Source organism: Pseudoalteromonas aurantia 208, assembly GCF_014858725.1.
In the GTDB taxonomy this organism is placed as follows: Bacteria; Pseudomonadota; Gammaproteobacteria; order Enterobacterales; family Alteromonadaceae; genus Pseudoalteromonas; species Pseudoalteromonas aurantia.
Genome location: NZ_AQGV01000012.1, coordinates 1,400,219 through 1,424,521, shown reverse-complemented (window position 1 = coordinate 1,424,521; position 24,303 = coordinate 1,400,219). Strand labels below are relative to the sequence as shown.

The window sequence follows — 24,303 nt, the reverse complement described above, 5'->3', positions numbered from 1 at the left end:
AGGGAAATGATAACAGTGAAGGTGATGAGCTACAATTACTGTACGATAAATGCAGTGTTAAATTGAGTTTACGCTATATTTTAATTCAATACATAAACTGTGAACAGGAGGTCAAAAATGAGCTTTATTGTATTGGTTATTATCGCTATGTGTGTGATTTTTATGGTGCATTCAATTAGATATAAGTTGGTTACCCTGCCTACCATGAAATACTTTAAATCGGCGTTGCCTACTTTGAGTCAAACCGAGCAAGAAGCGATGGAAGCCGGAGATACTTGGTGGGATACGGAGTTGTTTTCAGGTAAGCCCAACTGGCAACAGTGGCATCAAATAGATGCCCCTAAACTGAGCGATAAAGAGCAAGCTTTCATTAATACAAAACTTGTTCACCTACTCGATATGCTCGATGAAGAACAAATTCAAGCTGATAAAGATTTACCTGAAGCAGTTTGGGCGTATTTAAAAAGAGAGGGGTTCTTTGCATTTATTATCCCTGAAAAATTTGGGGGGTTGGAGTTTAGTGCACAAGCTAACTCGACCATTGTCGCGATGATTGCCAGCAAAAGCCTCTCTACAGCAGTCACTGTTATGGTACCTAATAGCTTGGGTCCAGCGGAGTTGCTTTTACACTACGGTACACAGACACAGCAAGACGATTGGTTACCAAAGCTGGCATCAGGCGACGCGTTGCCTTGTTTTGCATTAACGGCGTTAGATGCAGGCTCAGATGCAGGTAGTATCCAAGATTTTGGCATTATTTGTGAGGGAGAGTATGAAGGAAAAAGCACGCTTGGCTTACGTCTTACATGGTCAAAGCGGTATATTACGTTAGCACCGGTCGCCACAGTATTAGGCTTGGCTTTTAAGGCCTATGATCCTAATAAGCTATTGGGATACACTGAAGATTTAGGGATCACATGTGCGCTGATCCCAACCTGTCACCCAGGAGTCAAAGTGGGTGACAGGCATAATCCCCTTAACCAAGGGTTTATGAATGGAACAACGCAAGGAGAGGATGTATTTATTCCTCTGGATTGGGTCATTGGCTCGCAAGCAGGAGTAGGCAAAGGGTGGCGCATGTTGGTGTCTTGTTTGAGTGCAGGCCGAGGGATCTCTTTACCGGCATTAAGTGCCGGCACGGCGCACTTATGCACGCGAATGACTTCTGCATATACACAAGTTCGGTCTCAATTTGGTGTACCTATAGGGGCTTTTGAAGGCGTTCAAGCAAGCTTAGCTCGAGTGGCAGGGCTGACTTATAGTATTGAAGCGTGTAGGCAAACAACGGCCCAAGCGATTGATATGAAAAAAAGCCCTGCAGTTATCACGGCAATTGCAAAATACCACCTCACTGAGATGTCGCGAGTTGTAATGAATGACGCGTTAGACATTCATGCTGGAAAAGGCATCCAAAAAGGACAAAGCAATTATTTAGCAAATAATTATATGGGCATTCCTATTTCAATTACGGTTGAAGGGGCTAACATTTTGACGCGCAACCTGATGATTTTTGGTCAAGGTGCAACACGTTGCCATCCTTACATTTTTCAAGAGATACAAACGATTCAAAATAAACCCGCAGATGAAGCGGTTAAACCATTTGACAAACTACTCATGGCGCATTTACAGCATGCTGGTGTCAATGCAATAAAGTGTATTGGCTATGGGCTGACCGGTGCTTTATTTTCGGCCTCACCTGTATCGGGGCCCACAAAAAGGTACTATCAGAAATTAAACTGGCTGAGCAGCTGTTTATCGATAAGTGCAGAGCTCGCGATGCTGAGGTTAGGTGGTGAGCTAAAGCGTAAAGAGATGCTTTCAGCGCGATTAGGAGATGTGCTAAGTCATTTATACTTAGCATCATGCGTATTGAAAAAGTATGAACATGATGGCCGCCAGCAAGGGGACCTGCCAAGTGTATGCTACGCAGTGGAACACCATTTGGCGCAGGGATTTACCGCATTAGATGAGTTCATCGATAACTTTGCCAATATGCCAATTGCCTTCGTATTAAAACGGTTAATGTACATTGTGGGTCATGGTTGCAAACAACCCAATGATAAATTGGTGATACAAGTGTGTTCAGCATTGCGCCAAAGCGATGCATCTAGAGAGCGAGTGAGTCATTTATGCCGCATAGGAGATCAAGGTGCTATTCATACTATGGAGCATGCATACAACTTGAGTCGTGCTACTTTTACTTATAGGGCGCTGTTTAATAAATGGGTTAAAGGTCGTATAGATACTGTTAGTTTGTCATTTATCGAGCAAGTAGAGCTGGCAGTGCAAGAACAAATATTAACTCAAGAGCAATCGGCGTCTCTTTTGGAAGCCGAGAAGTGGCGGATTGCTGCGATTTCAGTTGATGTATATTAACATAAAGAGTGGGGTTAAAAAGCACGCTTTTTAACCCCAAATACGCACTAGAATATATAGGTCAACCATATTCGTAAGGCAATATCACTTTGAGCATCAACCAGTCTTACTTGGCCCCATGATAAAATGATATCCATTTTCACTCTGTCACCGCTTTGATAACTATCTAATTGTGTAATAGGCACAATTGAAGAGTTGCTAACCGTTACGTTATGTTGTACTGCTTGTGGTGCTTTGTTTATGACATCGACACCAACGAATTTAAATACGTCGATAACGATGCGACCAAACTCTCTTTGTAGTGTTTCAAATATTTTAGGTGTTAGTCTGTCAAGTAGGTCTAAGAAAGAGGGAATATCAACATCTACCGCTACATCGGGTCGGAAGTTGGATAAATTAGAATCAATATTTAAAGTTCGATTATGTATGTTGTATCGGCCTTTTAAATTGACGCTCGCATAGGTGATCTTAGGGTAAATATGTACATTAGAGAAAAGTATTTTTTTCGTGATTTTGCCTACTGTAACCGCGTCAAAGCCATGAATCTTGACTGGTACATCGCCATTTGAATTAACCACACCGTCTATTGAGATGACAATATCACCTACAATGGTGGTGTCTATTTTTGATATTTTTCCATCAGATTCATAGGCAATATTATTCACGATCTGCGTATTTATTTCTTGAAAGTTTTGTCTAATAAGTGAAAATTGGTCCATCGCGGGTTCATAGATGTCTTGAAGCATACCGTCAATGGCAGCATCGTTTGTCGTCAACCCATTAATGTAGCATTCTCCATTGGTCATCAACATGGCATTTTCGAGCCAGTCGTAATTAAGTATATCGTGTACACTAAACTTCCACTCTTCGGCCTTTTTACACGACGCACTATTATATTGATGCGGGTAAATTTCATAGTTGCTATTTGAGGATACTGTTGCTGTTAGCACGAGGTTGGAAAGCATAAATCCGTGAGCATAGCTTTTGTGCGGTAATGCAAAGACACTCAGCAATAATGCAATGGTAAAGCTTAGTCCTTTAAATAATTTCATATTGAGTCATTTTCCTATTTTTAAGCGGTTATGTTTTTTTGTAAAAAACGTTACTTAAACGTATGTGGCTGTATTTTATTTAGTCAGTAGGGCCATTTTATTCGACTTTATGAGTAATAACTTACAAAAACACCATAGGAATGAATTTCGGGGTGCTTAACAGAATAAGAATATCAGTAGTGAGGTTGAGTCGTTGTGTTTGTTTTTAATCAAAAATCTATAAGTAATGTGTGGAAGGTTGAAGATTGAAGTTAATGTGAAGTCAGTCGTTTAATAAAACGACTGACGATACGAATTAGTTATTGGGAATGTAACAAATAACGGCTTTTTGATCTGGGTTATCTTGAGTATCTTCGATTAAATAACTGGCTTTTAAGCTGTTTTGGCAGGTACACATATCAAAATGGCTTATCATATAAGACTGACCAAACTCATCTTTATCTGTTTTTGTAATACTGCAGGTTGGTTCCCGCCACCTTGGATCAAAACCACTTTGTCCTATTGCGACAATTTTTATTTTTTGGCTCAATAATTGTGTGTTAATTTCATCTGATTGCGCAGATACGGTTAACGTCGTGGCTGCAATCAATGCAGCGATTAGTTTTTTCATAATTCATCCTTAAGGTCTATTTTGGTTTATAGAGTTACAACTTTATAACGAAGGTGATTTTATTCATAAAATATCGTAAATCAAGGGTTATTTATTCTTTTGATCAGAGTTTAAGTGAATTGAGTTTCATCAAATGCAATACTGAAATGTATATTGTATGCCATTTGTATTTATATTGTTAATATATCTAATGCAAATATAGATTCTAATTATGTATTCTCATTTACTTACAATTATCTAAATAATTTTAAGTCGTTTTGTGAAACACGACAAAAGGTAGGCTGTAGAGCGCTTTAAATAAGGTAACAAGAGACTCACCAGGCGCAGCTATGTACCTTTAATGTTAAAAAATGCGAATTTTAATGCTGTGTGGAGTGTGGTTTTTTTAATCACTCCATTCAGTAAAGCTAAATAAAATAACTAAAGGTACATGTTATAAGGGCTAATTACTGTTTTTTTGTTGTTATTTTGTGTACGTGGTTTTTGTTTTTGTTGTAAATATGTTGATTTGTTTGTCTTTTTAAATTGTGATAAAACTCTATGTGATTAATTAAAACAATAACTTACACTACAACAGGGACAAACATAATGAAGACAACATTTAAGTTCAGTGCATTGTCAGCAGCAATCTTGCTTGCACACTCTGGTGCAGCGCTTTCTGCAGAAGAAAATCAAGTGGAACGAATTGAGGTAACTGGTTCGCATATCAAGCGAACAGATATGGAAGGCCCATCACCGGTTCAATCATTGTCTGCGTCGGATCTTGCGGCAACGGGCTCAACCGATTTAATTGGTGCCCTGCAAAAGTTACCCGTATCAGGCGCTGGTACATTTAGTACACAAGGTAACTCAAGTGATGATACCGCCAATGGGGGGTCAAGTGTTGCTTTGCGTGGCTTAGGTGCATCTTCTACGTTAGTTTTAATTAATGGCCGCCGCGTTGCTGTGAGCCCGTTTGCAAAAGACATCGAAACATCATTTGTAGATTTAAACAGTATTCCTATTTCATCGGTTAAACGTATCGATATTCTAAAAGATGGTGCGTCGGCAACGTATGGCTCTGATGCGGTAGCTGGGGTAATTAATATTATCTTACGCGACGATATTGAAGGGTTTGAAGTGTCGGGTAAAGTGTCTGATACAGCCGATGGCGGCGGAGAAGAACACAATTTCACTATTTTGTGGGGCTCATCAAATGACAAGGGCAACCATAACTTCTCGCTAGACTATTTCAAACGCGGCGATATCTTTTATTCAGATAGAGACTACGCGGCTACAGCTGATCAGCGCTTTCGCGGTGGTAACAATGCCCTAAGTTCTTCAGGTATTCCAGGTAGCGTTGAAGTGGTGCGTAGCATGCTGACTGAAGCTCAGTGGAATGCATTGCCTGTGGTACGCGTTGAAGATGATGGCACACAAGTTAGGCAAACGATTTTTGCAGATGTGTGGGGGAATGACAAATGTGACCCTTCGCTGATCATTGGTGATATATGCCGATATGATTATGCACCGCACATGAGTTTAGTGCCATCAACCGAGCGCTATAGCTTTAACTATAATGGTGTGCAAGAAATAATGGATGATGTTGAAGGCTTCGCAGAGTTTTCGGCACAGCATACGTCAACTTTTATTCAAGGGGCTGGCAGCCCAAGTTTTACAGAATTAACAATGAGTGGTACTAACCCAAATCATCCTCTTGCAAACGACCCAAGCCATTTCCTACATGGTGTTGATATTTCAATGCGCCGTCGTACGTTTGATATTGGCAACCGAAAGAAAGATGTGGACTCAGAATATTATCGAGGCGTACTAGGCGCCCGTGGTAACTTTCAAGAGTGGGATTGGGAAGTGGCTTATTCCATGATCCGTTCAAGTGCGGTAGAGCGCGGATTTGACGGTTTCCCGAATAAGGTGAGGGCGCAGCAAGCAATCGATACAGGTTTATGGAACCCGTTTGAACCCAGCACAAATACAGCGGAAGGGTTAGCATTTTTCGAGACCACAACAACACGTTATGGATCATCTACGATGCAATCTTTAGATGGTACTATTTCTGGCGAGTTGTATGAATTAGATGCGGGCTATATCGCAGCGGCATTTGGTTTTGAACATCGCTATGAGAAAATCGAAGATAACCCAGATAGCCAGTATCTACGTGGCGAAATATTTGGTACAGAAGCAACACAAGCCAATGGCGACCGTGACAATACTGCTGTGTTCGCTGAATTTAGTATTCCGGTACTTGAAACCCTCGAACTGCAATTGGCTGTGCGTCATGAAGATTACAGTGACTTTGGTACAACTACCGATCCAAAAGTGGCATTTCGTTGGTCACCGATTGATGAGCTTGTTGTAAGGGGTTCTTGGGGTACCGCATTTAGAGCGCCTTCGCTGGTTCAGTTACACTTAGGCCGTACCGATGAATCCCCCAGTGTGATTGATAAAGAGCGTTGTCGTCAAACAGGTGCTGAAGTGGATTGTGAACCAACAGAGTACACTGCGATTGTGGCGGGTAACAAAAACTTGCAGCCAGAAGAGTCTGAAAACTTCAACTTAGGCGTGGTGTGGGAAGCAACAGATAACTTCAGTATTGGTGTTGATTATTGGAACTATGATCAAGAAAACCTGATCAAGAAAATTGGCGCACAAAAACTGGTTGATTGTTGTGGCAGTGATACAAGCCTTGTAGTACGCGCACCAAATCAGGGCAGTACACTGGGTCGTATTTTACAAATTAACGACACCTTTGTGAACATTGGTGGCCGTGAAACAGATGGCTTTGATGTTAATTTAGAATATAAATTAATGACCGACAATTTAGGTGAGTTTAAATTCAATTATAACTTAACGTATGCGCTTAACTTTGAAGAGCAAACGTTTGAAAGTGACGACGCAGGTAATCGTATTAACGTGATTGATGACCGTAACGGTGAATACCAACACCCTGAACTGCGTTGGACCAGTGGTGTAGATTGGAATCGTGACGATTGGGTGGCCACCTTAAGTGTGAGCCACATTGATTCATATAAAGACTTAGAAGACAGCGATGGCAATAAGTTTGAAATTGACTCATGGACAACCGTTGATACCACCGTCAGCTATGTTGGTTTTGATAAACTGGTACTGACAGTCGGTGCAGCCAACTTATTTAATGAAGAAGCGCCTCAAGCACCATCAGAATCAATGGGAGTAGATAATAAAACCCACAGTGCACTAGGACGACAAGCGTATATTAAATTTAATTATAAATTTTAACTAAACGCATTTAACTAAACGCATTTAACTAAACACATATAGTAATACGCGTTGATTAATGTACATAAAAAGCCCAGCGATAAGCTGGGTTTTTTTATGCAGTAGCTTCTGTAGGTCACATTAAACCTCTAAAGTACTAAATAGCGAAATATTGAGGAACGTTGTTGAGCCGCTGAAGTTTTGAGCGCACACATTCAATATATTCATACGTTAAGATTATATGGCGGTTATGCTGCACAGTGCCCCCGCAGCGTAAAAAGGGGCTAACTCCGCCATTCGTGCAGTTTACTGTATCGCTTTATTTTTTATTTTATTGTTGGAAGTAATTGAATAATTGTACGTTACCTATTTTGACACCTGACGATATTTTGATTAAAATGCGGCCCCTTTAACTTACCACTCTACATTATGCCTATTAAATTAATAGTAAAAGCGGTAATGCATACAAAGCTGCTCATTTTAAGCGCACTTTTTTCAAACACGGCTTTGGCAAATATATCAAACGTAAAAATTGTCGATGACATTGTCTATTTTACGTATTTAAATCAAACCTCAGCAGCATGTGTTGAAGCAGGCAATAGCAATGTTTGGGCGTTTTCTCTAAACGCACAAAATGGCCCTGATTTGTACCGCGCTTTGCTTCATGCTCAGTCTTCTTCTTCAAAAGTAACCGTTGAGTCGACACTGACGTGCAGTGATAAAGCCGGTTATGAAACACCACGCGCTATTTCGGTAAGTTACAACTAACTCAGTAAGTTATAACTAAGCTAGCGTTTTAAAGCACCCTCACACTCATATAAATAATGGACTTCTTATCATGAACTTCACACTTAATACACTTACAGCCAGTGCATTGGCGGCTACCTCGTTAGTTATGTCAGCAACTGCGGTTGCCTCAGATAATAAAATCACCAATATTAAAGTGAATGGTGATACGGTGCATTTTTCAACATCACAGGCTAAGTCGCACACTTTACCAAACTGTGTAACATCCGCGAATAATCAACAGTGGACGCTGTCTTTAAATAGCGCCGCAGGTAAAGCCAGTTATACCTTACTGGTTGCTGCCATGACAGATAACCGCAGTATATCAGTCACCTCAGCCAATGATTGTGCCGATAGCACCGGGTATGAGCGCGCACAAAGCGTTGAAGTGGGTAATGCCAGTCAACAAAGTGGGGCTGGAAGCAGTAAGTTAATGACCTTATACCAAGGTGATGGCGTTACAAAGGTGGGTACTATCTATAGTATAACTGGGATAGGTAATAGTACGTCATTCCAGTTGTTGAGAAACGAAGGGGATAAGTGGTTAGACAGTGTCGCCCCTTATTATAATATGCAGCCGGTATGGGTCTATTATACAAATACCGATTGTACCGGCGACGTCGCGCTTGATGCCGTTGATACAACTAAATTGAGCTATAATGAAAATTTCAACAATGGCCACTTCTTTCATGTTGGAAATGCACCATCACAGCGTTATGTAAAATCATATAAGCAACAAACTGGCAGTCAGTGCCATTCAATGTCTGGGCAATATAAAAGCGTCATAGTAACAAATCTGAATGCTATAGACCGAACATGTGGTGTAGCCCCATGCCAAATTCGAACGCAGTAGCTGTATATTGCCCTTTACTAAATCTAATCATCTAAAAATAAGAAAAATATGGAATTTCTTACATGTCTCAAAAATTAAATACTGCTACAGCTGTGCTGACAACAGCGTTAACTCTGTTGTACAGCGGCAGTGCCGTTGCCTCAGACAATAAAATCACCAATATTAAAGTGGATGGTGATACGGTGTATTTTTCAACATCACATGCTAAGTCGCACACTTTACCTAACTGTGTGGCATCCGCGAATAATCAACAATGGACACTGTCGTTAAAAAGCGCCGCAGGTAAAGCCAGTTATACCTTACTGGTTGCCGCCATGACAGATAACCGCAGTATATCAGTCACCTCAGCCAATGATTGTGCCAACAGTACCGGATATGAGCGTGCCCAAAGCGTTGAGGTTGGAGATACCATAGCAAATACAACCCGTGGTAGCAGTGGGCAGTTGAGTTTGTATAAATGGGATGGCGTAACCAAGGTGGGTACTATTTTTGAAATAGACCGAAGCTCTAATCCACGCCGTTACTGGGTTTTAGCTAATGAGGATGATGCGTCTTTAATAGATATTAAACCTCATGAGAATCTAAGAAGCGGAGAAGCCTTTTTTACTGAGCCAGACTGCCGAGGTGAGGTTTACACACAGGGAGCAAATTCTAGCCCAGGTTATTTCGGTGGGCGGCTATTAGAAATAGTTGGTGAGTATACGTTTATAACAACATCTTCTGTATTGGGAACAAGCGGGGTTTGTAAGAATCGCGCAAATCGCAATGGGTATTTAAAAGCAAAGATAGCAACTAACCCTCATCCAATATGCGGCTTTGGCCCGTGTAAGATTAAATCTAGGTAGAGAGTGATGAGTCATACATTTAAACGAGTTGCTACCGGTATATTTATAGGTCTTATTAGCGTGTTTTTCAGAGACAGCGAGGCTGATCAAACAATATGATAAAAACACCACACCTATATTATTCATTCGCTAAATTGAGCCAGTTAAAATGAATTTAAGACACCTCAGTATATTTTTAGTATGTAGTATTATGTGCTGCTCTATGAGCAGTGCCTATGCGAGTAAATCGTGGTTGCCTATTGCAACGTATAATTTACTTGATGAACGCCCAGAGCAGCCAGCAAAGCCTGCCAATACCCGCCATGAATGGGATAAGTACAGCACCACTTTTGATATTAATGCACAGGGCCAAAGAGTGCTCACTTGGTACCCACAGGCGAATGTAACCCAATACAAAGTCATGTATAAAGTTGCGGGAAATAAATGGCAAGAAGTCATTGTCACAGACAACCAGTTTGTTTTAGCCAATGAAGTCACTGGAGACGTTGAATTTAGAGTGGTGGGGTGTAGCTCAGCGCAGCTTTGCCAAGATTATGCTAATGAAGTGACTGTGAGTTTAAATGGTGCGGGTGACAGCGCTCCTGCATATTTGTCATTACCTCAGGTGATTGACGCTGGGCAGCCATTTCAGATCAGTTGGGCCAATGTGCCTAACGCAGCAATGTATCGAATTCAACGTAGTACTGCTATAAACGGCAATTATGAGACCGTATATACAGGTAATTGGTCTTATGGGGATGCCGCGCAATCTTTTGATCACCCAAGCCTAGCAGATGGCAAATACTGTTTTAAAGTGAATGGGGTTGACGCGCAAGGCAGTATGCTTGCTTCATCAAACGCAATTTGCACCGTGATTGGTACTCGGGTATTGAATGCGCCGTCGGACGTAAATCAAGTGGCTGTTGATTTCGGGGTACACAAAATTTCTTGGCGTGATGTACCTGGAGCGGTTACATATGAAATTGAACGTGAAAGTTATCAAGTCCCTGTTGCAAAAACATTTATTAACATGCGCTCGCGACTTCAAAGTGTATTAACGCGTCATAGTACACAAAGCGAAGATACACACTGGAAAACAGTGGCACGTATACAACAAAGCACCTTTGAACAAGTGCATACAATTGACACCTTTGATTTGCACGGCCAGCAAAATTATCGAATAAAGGCTTGTGACAATAAAAATCAATGTACGTCAGCAAGCTCGATTAGTTATACCGTGCCAGCTGCGCATGTGGTGGGTGCACAACCAACTAATATCCAAGCTGTACAGGCCTCTAGTAGCCAGATTAATTTTAACTGGAATAGCGTAAAAGATGCCAATTATTATGCTTTGACTATGTCACGCCGTGGATCCGCTTGGGAGTCACGTTATGCGAATATTCGCGATAATAACTACACTGTAACGCAACACCTTGAAGGGGAATACAACTTTCGGGTAGAAGCATGTATTAAAGCCAGAGGAAATGACTTTTGTGCTTATCCACGAACAATCGACACAAGTTTTACAAAAGTGATTACGGGGGTCGACAACAGAACCCCGCAATTCTTTGACGTACCAGAAAAAGTAACGCAAAGCAGTCAAATAAGGATCAGCTGGAAAAAGCCTAAAATCGACCTTCCAATTAAAATGTACGAAGTGCAGGGCGAGCTAAAAGGTGCGATTGCAAAGTATGTATTCACTGCAGATGCAAATGATTATTCCGTACTTTATAGACCGGCCAGCGAGCTCGCGCCTGGGCGAGAGTATTGTTATAAAGTTCGAGCCTGGTTTACAGATCATACCCATGGGCCTTATACGCCAACTATGTGTACTGTTGTTGGCTTTAAACGTTACGATGCGGTCACTCATTTCACAATGGTACAAATCGGCACTAAAGACTTTAAGATTAGTTGGCAAGCGCCGTCAATTGAATCGTCAGATATTCCACCTGTAAAATATTTATTAGAGCAACAGACCTATGATCCGGGTAGATATACACCAGACACGGTGCTTTGGCAGCCGGTGTATTACGGTTCTGAAACTCAGCTGCATCAGCAATTTAGTGACTTCCATAAATACTATTATGGTCGAACTTCTCATATGGCTTATCGAGTCTCCGCGTGTGATGCCCAAGGGGTGTGCGGTAATCATAATAGGGTATTTTATCGCAACTTTAATCCGAGTGCCTATTTAGACTCACCGTCTAATGTGCATTTGACGCCAGCATGTTTAAACGTACCTGAGAGAGTGAATACAGGCGAGAAAATCGCAATATCTTGGTGTGAAGCACAAGCATTAGATGTTAAAGAGTACGAGTTGTATGGTGAATTACAAAATCTAATTGGTGTATACCCCGCTTCTAATTTGCCAAAAATAACGCAAACTTTGATGAATGTTGAGCGAGGTCCGCATGCTAAAGGGCGCGAGTATTGTTACAAAGTACTCACTGTTTTCAACGATGGGTCAAAAAGTGATTTCACCCATACCAAGTGCGCTGTGGTTGATAAAGTGGTGTATGAAAAGCCAGCAGAGTTTGATGTTGCCCAACAACCAAACAAGCAAAGTGAATATACCCTAACTTGGTCTCATATCGCGGGAGCGGCTAACTATCAATTAGAGCGTATGGTGGGGGTTGGTGTTTGGCAAACCGCAGCGTGTCAAAATATGACGCAACAGGTTGTCGCGGGGAAAACATACAAATCATGCAGTGTCACGGTAAGTGCAAGTGACTATATCGAAGGTTGGAATAGTGTTGTATACCGAGTTGCTGCATGTGATACCGCAGGTACATGCGGTAACTTTGCAAGAGCGCGCATTTATGATCTATCAGGGTTTCAACTTAGCTCTAATGGAGTAGACCTGTCATGGCCGGCAATTAATGGGGCGGTGAGTTATACCATAGAAAGCGCAAATTGTTCGGCAAATTGTCATGATAATGCGAACTTGAATTGGCAAGCTTGGGCAACATTAGATGGCAATCAATCAAGTTATACCTTGCCAGCCGGAAATGGCCGAACGTACCGGATCAAAATATGTTTCAGTTATGATAAATGTAGTTTGTGGAACTATGTTATTGAGCCAAGTACGTTGGGCTTCTCAGAAACAACGACAGCGGCATTGCCTGATGCAAAGTTAGTTGATATTACCGCGCCAACAGCTGGCAATGTAGGTACTGCCACAGGCAGTGCAAGTGTGAGTGGTGGTGCGGCAAGTTATCGTATTCCTATGCCTTTACCTCCAGGTCGAAATGGTGTGCAGCCAAGCGTTTCACTTAATTACTCATCGCGTTCAGGCAATGGCATTGCTGGGGTTGGTTTTGCACTGTCGGCAGGCTCACAAATTAGCCGATGCGCAGCAACGTATGCCCAAGATAGCTTTACCCAAAATCCACAGTACAATGACAATGACAAACTATGCCTAGACGGCCAACGCTTAATTAATGTCAGTGGTCTATATGGGCAAGATAATACCGTGTACCGCACCGAGCTTGAAAGTTTGGTTCGAGTAACGCAATCTGGTAAATTAAACTCAGGGAGTGTGTCATTTACAGCTGAATATGCCAACGGTACCACGGCGTATTTTGGTCAAAAGGCAGATTCGCGTGTGACTCACTCAGGTCGTACGCAAACAAACACATGGTTAATAAGCCATCAGCATGATGCAACAGCGAACAACTATATGCATTACACTTATACAGACTATGGTGTTGCTGAAAAACTGCTGACAGAAATCGCGTATACCGGTAACAGTGAAAGCGAAAAAGGCCAACAAACAGTTCAGTTTGAATACGAAGGTAAAAATGCGTCCCGTTCAGGGTATATGGCTGGAGGGTATTACGAGTCAACACAGCGGCTAAAGCGAATTGTAACGTATAATAATACCTCAGAAATAAATAGCCTGACATTGACCTATAAAACCAGTGCCGCAACGTCGCGTGAGCTAATAGAATCTGTACAACTATGCGCAAATACAACGTGTTTACCAGCAACGTCGTTCACATGGCAAGACACTGCGATGACGGTTAAGAATGAACATTTAGACATTCAAACATTAACAACCATTACCCAAAACGCACCAGTTGCTGACCGTAATGGAGATGGCGCGCGCGACTGGCCGGGTAAATATATTAATGCAGAAGGCGTCAGTGTTAACAACACGCACCCAACCAATTCGTGTGTTTATGATGGCGGGGCGGTACAAAATTGTCATCAAAAAACCGCAGACCTCAATTTAGACGGTTACTCTGATCAACTTGACTTGGTTCTATCTGGCACAGGCAGAAACTTACAGTATACCCTTAATAATAAAGATGGCAGTGTTAAAGCTGGGACCACGGATATTCAAGTAGAAGCGTTAGCGAATATACTTGCGGTTCAAGATTACAATGGTGATAGCTATCCCGATGTCCTTATTTTGAACAAGTTTGTTTCTACTCATGCAGATCAAGTGCTAATTTATTATCACAGTGGCAATATTACTGCGCCTTATACTGCAGCAAATCAGTCAGTGCTCATGACGTTAGATAAAAATATCCCCGAAATGCCACATACCACGATGTACAATATTGTGCCTATGGGGGATTTAGATGGGAATGGGTTAGCTGACTTTTATGTAACGGATGGCTGGGACCGACGCAGGGACCAAGCTGTAGTCGGACAAGCGCCCATCAATGCCCTTTATTTTACCCATGCCAGTGAGAATACCGTGAGCTTACAGCGTGGAACGGGGTTACCTGATAGTGGTAGCTATGGTAGCGATGGTGGTTCTACGCAGTATACCCGCTTTTACTTCTTTGCCGACGTGAACGGTGACGGGCTACAGGATTGGCTAGGGTGGAAATCTCCCAATAATCGCAGTACGAATAAAACGCGTTTGTATGTAAGATATAATCAGGGCGGGACGTTTTCCGACTTTCATGATACTGAGCTTAATATGCCAATGCGGGAAGTTATATATAAGGAATTCTATGGTTCAGATGATGAGGTTAGGGACGCGGCTTATGAACCAAAATACGCGAACGCCTTACAAATTGGCGACATTGATAATGATGGTAAAGAGGAAATATTATACCCCGCTACGGTTACAGTAAGCCACTGTATTGAAGCAACAATAGACAGTGGTTTCACTAAAGGTGAAGTTTGTGGAGATCAATTTGATAACGCACTTGAGAAAATAGGCGCCGGTAATTTCGCCTATGTTAAGACACTAGATACGCGCTACGACCGCAGTATTTATCAATATAAAGCCATTCGTTTGAGTAATGGGGCATTTAGTGCCCACACTACGGGGTTTTATGGTTCACGTAACCACAGTATGTTGGTTGATGGGCAAGGTGATGGGTTAGTTGATATGATTTTCAACTATGGTTACCGCTGTGATTCATCTGGGTCATTGGGATGTAATTTCAGTACTGCACCACCGAGTGGTTTTGCACAAGGCAAAGTCAATGTAAGCCGTAACTATGGCTCAGGGTCTGGCGAAACGGGCAGTGATTATGCCCCATCTGATATGCTGACCTCGGTCACCAATGGGGTTGGCCATCAAAGTGGTTGGGCATATCGCCCACTTTCATCAGGGCTTGATACCAAAATAGCGGGTGCTAAAAAGCTGTATGAAAAAGGCACGAACTACGTCAAAGGGCACCAGAACTTTGCCTCAAGCATGTATGTGGTTACCACGTTTAGCCAAGATGATGGTATTGGCGGTAAACAATATACAGATTATGCGTACCGAGGGGCGGTGTATAATGCCCAAGGTCGAGGCTTTATGGGCTTTGAGCGCATCATAGAGCAAAACCGCACGTTGGGTGTGGTGTCTCAATCAGACTTTAAACAAGTTTTTCCTATGCATGGCAAGGTATTCCGCCAAGCAAGCTTCCTGCCTGATGATTTTAGCGCGCGCACCGCAGGTCAGTTAGATACACTCACAAATGAAACAAGCGCCATCAGCTTTGCACAATCAACTTGGCAGGTTAATAGCAGTCATACTATTGATGGCGTGAAGCATGTTTATTTGCAGTCAAAACTACAAGTACAGAACGACATTGATGATAAATCAGAAGTTACACGTACAGACTATAGCGCAGTTGATATTGACGCATGTGGTAATGTAACCAACTCAACCAATACCGTCCAAGATAGCTGGGGGACATATAAAACAACCACAAACACAACTTTTTCAGCGTATATAGGCTGTAGTTATAATGGTGTGTGGTGGCCTAATATAGTAGACAGCGTGTCGGTAACGAAGGCCGCAGTTACTAGTAGGCATACAAGTGACCCCGGTGTAGATGCCACCTTAGATAAAGCCAGCACCATAAAAACCACGTTTACAGAGTATGCCACTAACCGTAAACCAACTACAGTCAAGGTAGAAGGATTAGAAGGAACGGCTAAATCAGGTGAAGGTTCGACCACCACCACGGTATTTAATATCTATGGTTTACCGACCAGTGTGAACAAAACGGCAAATGTACGCAATAGTGCCGGTAAGTGGGTGGCACAAACACGCCCAGTGACAATGACATACTCTAAAGATGGTAAAGCAAATGCAACCGATGGGTACTTCCCACTGACCGTCACCAATGCCAAAGGTCATCAAGTGTTTACGCAAGTGAACCCTGCAACAGGCTTACCAACGTTAAAGATGCAACAAGTTGGCGCCAGCGCGTGGGTAACGAGTACCATTCAGTACGACAATCTAAATCGTCCGTATAGCAGCAAAGTCGATGGTGCACCGATCCAGTATACCGCAATACAATCAGTGGTGGGCGATACACACGCCCCAGCCAAAACGGTTATGATGATAAAGCAGCTCAGTGCGGGAACACCAGAGTCGCGAATATATCAAGATAAACTGGGTCGAACGCTGCGTGTTGCCACACAAAGCTTTGATGGTACGTGGGCATATCAAGATACGACATATGATGGCTTAGGGCGTACTACTTTTGAGTCGATGCCGTATAAAGCAAATGGCTCAGCGGTAGGCACCCGTTATTCAGGTTTTGACGTACTGGGCCGCCCGACGACCAAAACGGTGGCACAACAATGTACCAGCACCACTACAGGTACAATGACCGTGACTTACGGTTATTCAGGCTTAGACACCACCATTGATGTGACTGAAAACTGCCTTGGTCTATCGCTTGGTCAAATGTCGCGTACCTACAATAGCTTAAAGCAATTGGTTGCAACCAAAGATGCGCTGGATAATCACACTTACTATGGCTATAACAGCCAAGGGTTACCTGCGGTTATTCAAGATGCGGGTAAAAATCAAATCAAGGCGTATTACAATGCGTTAGGTCATAAAGTGAAGGTGGAAGACCCAAATCAGGGCACAAGTACATTCGCTTACAATGGCTTTGGTGAATTGCAAATAGATGCGCGAAATGGTGTTCAGTCGTTGACTTATTTAGTTGACACATTAGGCCGAGTAACCAAGCGCACCGCAACCGGTGAAAGTGATTTAAGCTATGGCTTTGATGCAGGTAACGGCTATGGTCAAATGACCAGCTCATCAGGCAATGGCGTATCACATAGCTATGGGTTTGACAGCTTTGGCCGCCCAACCACTCACACCGTATCAGGCGATGGCAAAAGCTATACCAATACCACCTTTTACGATGGTAATTATGGTCGAGTAAAAGGAGTACGTTATCCGAATAACCTCACGCTGGAGTACACCTATAACAACCTAGGTTACCAAGAGTCGATAAAAAATGCGGCCAGTGACTATGTATATCAAACAGTGAGCAACCGCGACATATTGGGCAACATTACCCAACATGCTTTGGGGAATGGGTTAGCGCAAACCACCTTATACAGTACCGTCAATGGTCAAATGACCAGTGTGACCACCAAAGACGGCAACGACCAATTGATGTCGCTTCAGTACACCGGTTACGATGGTTTTGGTAACTTAAACGCCATGACAGTGAGCACGGGCAGTATTGGCAATCAACATACGTTTAGTGAAAGCTACGTGTATGATGGCTTACATCGCCTCACAAGTAACTCAGTCAATGGTATAGAGACCATTAGTTATGGCTATGATGCACTGGGTAACTTAACCAAAAAAACAGACTATGCGTCAGAGTATAAGTACGATACGTCGTTAGCTGGGTTCAGTGGTGGCGGCAGCAATGCAGTTAAGCAAGTTAAGAAAAATGGTGCTTGGGTTGGTTTTAGCTACGATGCTCGCGGTAATATGATAAAAGGCGATGGCTTGAGCTCTGCCACGTATAACGCGTTAGATAAACCTGTCAGCATTACCAAGCATGGGGTTACGACCGAGTTTATGTATGGCCCAGACCACATGCGCTATAGGCAAATCAGAGGCAAAGGCACCGCAGGTGAAACACACATGTATTACGCCGGCGCATATGAAGAAGACGTTAAAAATGGCAAAACCACCTGGCGCGCCTATATTGGTGATGTGGCAGTTGTAAGCCAAGGTGAAGGGGAAAGTGCCACCATTCGTTACACCCACCGAGACCGCCTCGGCAGCGCACGACTGTTTACCGATAAAAATGGTAACGTGTTAGCAGAGCGTAACTTCGACCCATTTGGTAAGCCAAAAGAAGCCAGCGGTCAGCAAAAACTGCCAGCCATGTTAGATGATATGGACACGGCGACCACGATGCGCGGCTTTACTGACCACGAGCATTTAGATGAGCAACAGCTTATTCATATGAACGGTCGGGTGTACGATTATAACCTCGGGCGGTTTATGAGTGTGGATCCGGTTATTCAAGCACCGGGGAATAGCCAGTCGATAAATCCTTATTCGTATATTATGAATAACCCGCTGGCGGGGACGGATCCGAGTGGGTATTGTTCTACCGGGACGAGTATTAAAGGAAAAAATGCAGTAGGCTGTACTGTTACCATGGGTAATATAGAACCATCTGGTGGAGAAAAAGCGGCTGCATACGCTGACGCATCTTTGGCTGCGGGTTGGGCGCAAAAATCAAATGGCACGCAGCAACAGAATGCGAGTGTTAACACTACGAAGTCAATCAATGACTTGGGCGGACAAGGTGAAAAGGCGAAAGAAGGGGGCAGCAAACAAAAAGGTAATGTGGATTGGTTAGCTGTTCAGAAATGTCAAGCTGGAGTACAAAGCTGTGGAGGGTTTGACATTCATAGCTGGGTTAATTCGGCTGAAGCGACACAGTTAGGGAACTATGGGGATATCAAATCTGTTTATGATGGGCTTTTCGGCCCTGAAGGCCGTTGGTGGGATAAATCGCTTTTAGCGAGCTCAATTACAGCACCTGGGTTTATGGGATCGCCGTTGATCAGGATGTTTAGTGTAAGCCCAAGCACAACTATGTTGAGGCAAAGTTGGAGTCGTTCTGGAAACTTCAATATTGACCCTAATAAATACAATTACTTCTTCGGTAGAGTGACAACAGGAAAACAGTCTAATATTGTCAGGTCTGCTCAAAATCTGAAAGATCTTACAACGCTTGGTATTGAAACAGAAGCGCAGCTTTACAAAGTATTCGCCAAAACGTTTTCTCAAGGGAAGTTTATTAAGCGCCAGCAAACTGAGCACGGGGTCAGTATTATGAAAGAGTTAAAAATTGGAAATAGAGGTGCTATCCAAACAAGCTTTTTTTACAAAGGTGGGAACTTTAGTAGTAAACCGAATGTATCAACGATAATCCCAAAGGTTTATAATTAATGATGTTTAGTATCAGTTATTTAAGTAAGAGTCAATATGATGACTACCCCGCGCAAGAGTTACTTATTCAAAGCGAGATCTCTCGAAGGTTTGCTGTATTAAAACTAAATGGAGTAGATTATAAGTTTTCATGGTCAAGTGATTTAATAACTCCTGAAATCTCTGAGCTTAGTAACTCATATTTATTCATTGGTATTGATCAAAATTGTATACTTATTAATAATGATTCGCACAAGGTGTTTGAACTAGACTACTTTTATTGTGAATATATTCAACTATTTGATAAGCTTGTTGTTTTTTCAGAGATGCAGTTGATAATAATTAGTATGCAGAATGGTGTTCTATTAGATACTGTTAACTTGGACGACACTTATGAAGACTTTCAGGTATGTGAGAATGAAATTACAATCAATTTATCCAATGGAGGTACTTCACAGTACGTCTTGTACTAACTAAATGTAACTAAATGGACAGCCATTCAAATTGTTTATCTGGCGGCATCTAATGAGCCAAATCTAGCCTTGCTAGTTTTGTCGGAATAGATGCCGATTTAGATTGGATCGGGTGCAAATGAATTTTGGAATGGCTGCCTAAATGCAATGGAATTTGCAATTGTAGAATCCATTGAAATTGGCAGTTGATCCAATTTGCGATTGCATAGATCCGATCAAAATTAGCATCCATGGTTATAAATTATCCGTACCGATAAACATACTCAGTGCTTAGTTTTTCGCTTTTGGGTCTTGTTGTATTCAGTTTTTTAATAAGCCATTTTAAGCCTTTGGGGTGATCAGTTAGCTTCCATTGCCCGTGTCGATGGGCAAGAGACATTTCTTTCACAATTTCGCGCCTGTCTCCCATCATTTTCCAAAAGTAAAACTCTCTGCCTTGTTCACATGACCAAACCAGACCAAGATCTTCAGCCAGCAATAAATTTTTGTTCTCAATTTGGAGCATATAAGCGACGTCTTCAAGGTTATCTGGCCAAGGGGACTCCCTAATTCGCTCTTGGGGTTTATTGAGGATTTGGTTGTATAAGTATGCGTAAATCGTTAGTTGTATGTTGTATGGGAAAAAATAAGAGAGGAAGTTAAATATTACATTGTAAAGCTGTGTTTCAATATATTCGAAAGCGCATGCATCTTGATTACATTGTTGAAGAAGTAGACCAATGAGGGCTGCAATTGCATGATCATTACCTATTCGTATTAGTTTGATTAGTGGCATGTTTTCCTGTTTGACACGGCCATCAAGGATCTTTCCATGCCATAAAAACTCAAATACTAAGCTTTTAACAGACTCGTCAAGCTGTAAGTAGAATTCTTGCCATTGGTTTTGAGTGCGCTGCTTTTCTTCAATTGCTAGCCAAAAAGGTGAGCAGTAATGTTGGTAAGCATGAGGGCACTTTTCTTTTATCCGCGATAATGACTTTCCTGTTGGGGAAACCCCGTTTTTGATAAAGCGATCATATTTGTCAGAACGGTATGTTTTTCCTGTTCTTTTGCTCTCTTTAAAATTCTCAGGTTCAAAGTATTTCTCAAAGGCGTAGCCAGACAAAGGCATGTGCATTTCACATGAGATGGCACACATTGTGGATATTGCCTGAAGTTTCTTAGATAGCGCTTTTTTGGGTCGTGCCATGACATGCTGATTCAGCATACATAAGATGCTGAATTTTCTATTACTGCCTTTGTCTCGCTTAAGTATAGCTTGTCACGCTTTAGCCGCGAAATTTTGGAGCAATGAGCACAAATTTTAACTGACACCCATTCAAAATTGATTGTTCTTCATTCATTGCCTATCTTTTAAATTCAGCTTAAAAGATAGGCAGGTTCCTCGATGGCCACAGCACGCAAAAGACAAGTGAGTTTGACTGATACCAAATATTATCATTGTATTTCACGGTGTGTTCGCCGTGCGTATTTGTGTGGTGAAGAGAAATTTAACAAGACACCCACCATAAATTGACTGTTTTTCATTCATTGTCTATCTTTTAGGTTCAGCTTAAAAGGTAGGCAGGTTCCTCATGGCTACAGCACGCAAAAGACAAGTAAGTTTAATTGACACCAAATATTACCATTGTATTTCAAAATTTAACAAGACACCCACCATAAATCCCGAATTCAAGTTCTAAGTGCACCACGTATAAAAACTAGATAGAAATAAGACACTTCTCAGTTTCTGCTAATGTAAATGTGCGACCAAATACATTTTAGGAGCTGAGAAATGTCTTATGAACATCTTAACAGTTTTGAGCGAAAAGCAATCTATTATCGCCATAATAGTGGTGAAAGTTACCGCTCAATCGGCCGTTTACTTAACCGACACCACACTACCATTATGCGAGAAGTAAAGAGGAATAAACCCCCTTACTATACTTACTTCGATGAATCTGCAGAAGACTTGGCAGCCGAACGTAGAAAGAAACCAAGGCACGCAAAAAAGTTTGCTAATAAAACGCTTTATCAGCATGTTGTACATAAACTGCAAGAAGGTTGGTCACCAGATGCCATAGCTGGAAGGCTTAAAAAAAACCATCCAAATGACAAGGGAGAATGTGTCAGTCATGAGACAATTTATCAATGGGTTATTAAAGACTATCAAGTTGGTGGTGGGCTCTATAAAGCATTACCAAAACGTCACAAAAAGAGAAAAAAACAAAGAAAATATGGGGACTTACGAGGTAAGATAAAAAACCGAGTTAGTATCCATGAACGACCTAATGTCGTTGAGAAACGGTCTCGTATTGGCGACTGGGAAGGTGATCTTGTTGAAGGAAAGAAAGGCTCTGGATATATAATTACTCATGTGGATCGAGCAACAAAATATCTAATGGCCCAAAAAATAGAAAATAAAACAGCAGAGCTTTTCAATAAAGCAACGATTTCAATGTTTATAACGTTAGCCACTTCTAAGAGGCTGACACTTACACTTGATAATGGGAAAGAGTTTTCACTTTTTAATAAGCTTGAAAATAGGCTTAATATGGATATTTACTTCGCCGATCCTTACTGTTCATGGCAGCGCGGTACAAATGAAAATACAAATGGGTTGATACGTCGATATTTCCCCAAAAAAACAGATTTTTCGACTATAACTGATAATGAACTACAAGAAGTAGTAAACAAAATTAACAGTCGTCCAAGAAAGATTTTAGATTATCAGACGCCTGAGGAAGTCTTTTCACTTGATAGTTTATAGTGGTGCACTTGCATGTTGAATTCGGGAGATTAATGGAAGTAAGCCCTAATCCAAAACCATCAAGTGCTATGTTGAAGCCAAGTTCGCAGAGGTGTTTTAACGTGTGCGTAATCATCTCATTTTTGTTGAAAAGGGTCGGTTCAGTAATTTCCAGTGTCACATATTGATTATGAATACCTGATTTTTGACAGGTACTTACAAGAAATTCAGTAAACTCACCGTCTCTAAGTTGTAAGGGGGAAATATTGATCGAGAGTACTAACTTCTGGCTAAATTTATGGTGCCATATTGATAATTGTGCTATCGCTGTGTTTATTATCCATTGTCCGAGCTCAACCATAATTCCTGACTCTTCGGCAATCGGTATAAATTCATCAGGAGTGTATATAGTCTCGAATTTTGGCCAGCGTATCAACGCTTCTATACTGGTTAATTCTGATGTGATAGTAGAAAAAACAGGCTGATATACAAGCGTGAAGCTAGAACTATGTAAGAGTGTGCTCATGCTATTTTGAATACTAAAACGCCTATGAAACGTTTGTTGATATTCGCTCTTGAAATAACAAATGTTATTATCTTCGCTTTGTTTTGCTCGATACATTGCAATGTCAGCACATTTCATCAACTCTTGAGCGTTACACGCATCTGTTGGAAATAAAGCAACGCCAATACTGACGCCACAATACACCTCATGGTTTTCTACTTTAAATGGGGATTTAAACACATCACAAATTCGATTTGTGATAACGCTGATAATTGATATGGATTGAATGCCTCCTATAACGATGGCGAACTCATCACCACCAACTCGAGCAAACCCCTCATTACTTCTTAAGCATGACGAGATACGGTTAACGACTTCTTTTAATATTGCGTCTCCTGCGCTGTGGCCTAATGTATCATTAATTATTTTGAAGCAGTCTAAATCGAGACTAAGCAACGCGATACTTTGCTTATTTCGTTTGCTATTTGCGATTAAACCAGAAATCATCTCGTCGAAATGATAACGATTTGATAGCCCTGTTAATGCATCTTTTTCTGCCATTTCTTTTACTTGCAGGTAGCTAGCATGCTTTTTTTGTTCTATTTGAAAGCGTGTTTTAGCTTGCTGGAGTGCTTTATCTAATCTTTCTCGGTTGATGTCTTGCTTTGAAATAAAATCTTGAGCGCCGGCTTCAATACATGCCAGTGAAAGGTGTGATTCTTCAGAGCCACTCGCCATAATAATGGCTGTGTCACCCAAGTTGGGTTTCGAACGGAGTTCGATAAGCAATTCTAGCCCATTAACATCGGGCATACGGTAGTCTAAGATGATGACATCGAAGCTACGGTTTTTAATGGCTTTAATACCTTGCAATACAGAACTTGCTTCCACTATGTGATGATCGTTAGAGGTTGATGCACTCAATGATTTTTTAATAATCTTTCTATCTACACAATCATCATCGATAATTAGAATATCCATCTACATATTTCCTAGAAATAGCGCATTCGCTCTGATCCAAAGCATTGACCTTATTAACTTTAACGTAAAAAATGATAAGGTCAAAAAATGGCCTGAAATAGTCGGTATTTTATAAAGGAGTCAGAAATTAGCGGTTACTTTAGCCAAAAAGCCTTAGCATGACATATATTAATTTTGGTAGATAAATAACGACTTATTCTTGCGTTATTTA

General features: G+C 41.6%; 12 protein-coding genes and 1 pseudogene. 9 read left to right on the top strand and 4 right to left on the bottom strand.

Annotation, left to right across the window (positions count from 1 at the left end; translation table 11 throughout):
* The first annotated feature begins 117 nt into the window (after positions 1–117).
* Positions 118–2,376, top strand: a complete 2,259-nt coding sequence (locus PAUR_RS09940) for an acyl-CoA dehydrogenase (RefSeq protein ID WP_192507603.1) — start codon at positions 118–120, stop codon at positions 2,374–2,376.
* Positions 2,377–2,423: 47 nt separating this feature from the next.
* Here PAUR_RS09940 and PAUR_RS09935 read toward each other — a convergent pair whose 3' ends face one another.
* Complete coding sequence (locus tag PAUR_RS09935) at positions 2,424–3,428, bottom strand: hypothetical protein (RefSeq protein WP_192507602.1); 1,005 nt, start codon at positions 3,426–3,428, stop codon at positions 2,424–2,426.
* Between the two features lie 295 nt (positions 3,429–3,723).
* Positions 3,724–4,038, bottom strand: coding sequence for a hypothetical protein (locus tag PAUR_RS09930; protein WP_192507601.1), 315 nt, complete (start codon positions 4,036–4,038; stop codon positions 3,724–3,726).
* A 588-nt stretch (positions 4,039–4,626) separates the two neighbouring features.
* Between PAUR_RS09930 and PAUR_RS09925 the strand changes: the two genes are divergently transcribed.
* From PAUR_RS09925 to PAUR_RS09900, 6 genes are all read left to right on the top strand, one after another.
* Entirely contained in the window at positions 4,627–7,293 is a 2,667-nt protein-coding gene (locus PAUR_RS09925) for a TonB-dependent receptor plug domain-containing protein (protein ID WP_192507600.1), read from the top strand.
* 438 nt (positions 7,294–7,731) lie between these two features.
* A complete protein-coding gene (locus PAUR_RS09920; protein WP_192507599.1) occupies positions 7,732–8,040 on the top strand; it encodes a hypothetical protein in 309 nt (102 codons plus the stop codon).
* A 70-nt stretch (positions 8,041–8,110) separates the two neighbouring features.
* The gene (locus tag PAUR_RS09915; protein ID WP_192507598.1) at positions 8,111–8,911 is read left to right on the top strand and encodes a hypothetical protein; all 801 of its coding nucleotides are present in this window, start codon (positions 8,111–8,113) and stop codon (positions 8,909–8,911) included.
* A gap of 62 nt (positions 8,912–8,973) precedes the next feature.
* The gene (locus tag PAUR_RS09910; protein ID WP_192507597.1) at positions 8,974–9,756 is read left to right on the top strand and encodes a hypothetical protein; all 783 of its coding nucleotides are present in this window, start codon (positions 8,974–8,976) and stop codon (positions 9,754–9,756) included.
* A gap of 202 nt (positions 9,757–9,958) precedes the next feature.
* On the top strand, positions 9,959–19,426 hold the full coding sequence (locus PAUR_RS09905; RefSeq protein WP_192507596.1) for a SpvB/TcaC N-terminal domain-containing protein: 9,468 nt from the start codon (positions 9,959–9,961) through the stop codon (positions 19,424–19,426).
* Positions 19,426–19,878 carry a hypothetical protein gene (locus PAUR_RS09900; protein ID WP_192507595.1) on the top strand — a complete coding sequence of 151 codons (453 nt, stop codon included), beginning with the start codon at positions 19,426–19,428 and terminating at the stop codon, positions 19,876–19,878. Before PAUR_RS09905 ends, PAUR_RS09900 begins: the two co-directional genes overlap by 1 nt.
* Before the next feature lie 241 nt (positions 19,879–20,119).
* Here the strand turns inward: PAUR_RS09900 and PAUR_RS09895 are convergent, their stop codons facing one another.
* Positions 20,120–21,085, bottom strand: a complete 966-nt coding sequence (locus PAUR_RS09895; RefSeq protein WP_192507594.1) for a hypothetical protein — start codon at positions 21,083–21,085, stop codon at positions 20,120–20,122.
* 180 nt (positions 21,086–21,265) lie between these two features.
* Here PAUR_RS09895 and PAUR_RS09890 point away from each other — a divergent pair.
* A pseudogene (locus PAUR_RS09890) lies at positions 21,266–21,370 on the top strand (transposase); the annotation flags it as partial.
* A gap of 282 nt (positions 21,371–21,652) precedes the next feature.
* Positions 21,653–22,627 (top strand): IS30 family transposase, encoded by a 975-nt coding sequence (locus PAUR_RS09885; protein WP_192507422.1) that lies wholly within the window; start codon positions 21,653–21,655, stop codon positions 22,625–22,627.
* Here PAUR_RS09885 and PAUR_RS09880 read toward each other — a convergent pair.
* On the bottom strand, positions 22,557–24,092 hold the full coding sequence (locus PAUR_RS09880; RefSeq protein WP_192507593.1) for a two-component system response regulator: 1,536 nt from the start codon (positions 24,090–24,092) through the stop codon (positions 22,557–22,559). The two genes, PAUR_RS09885 and PAUR_RS09880, sit on opposite strands and share 71 nt — an antisense overlap.
* Positions 24,093–24,303: the final 211 nt, after the last annotated feature.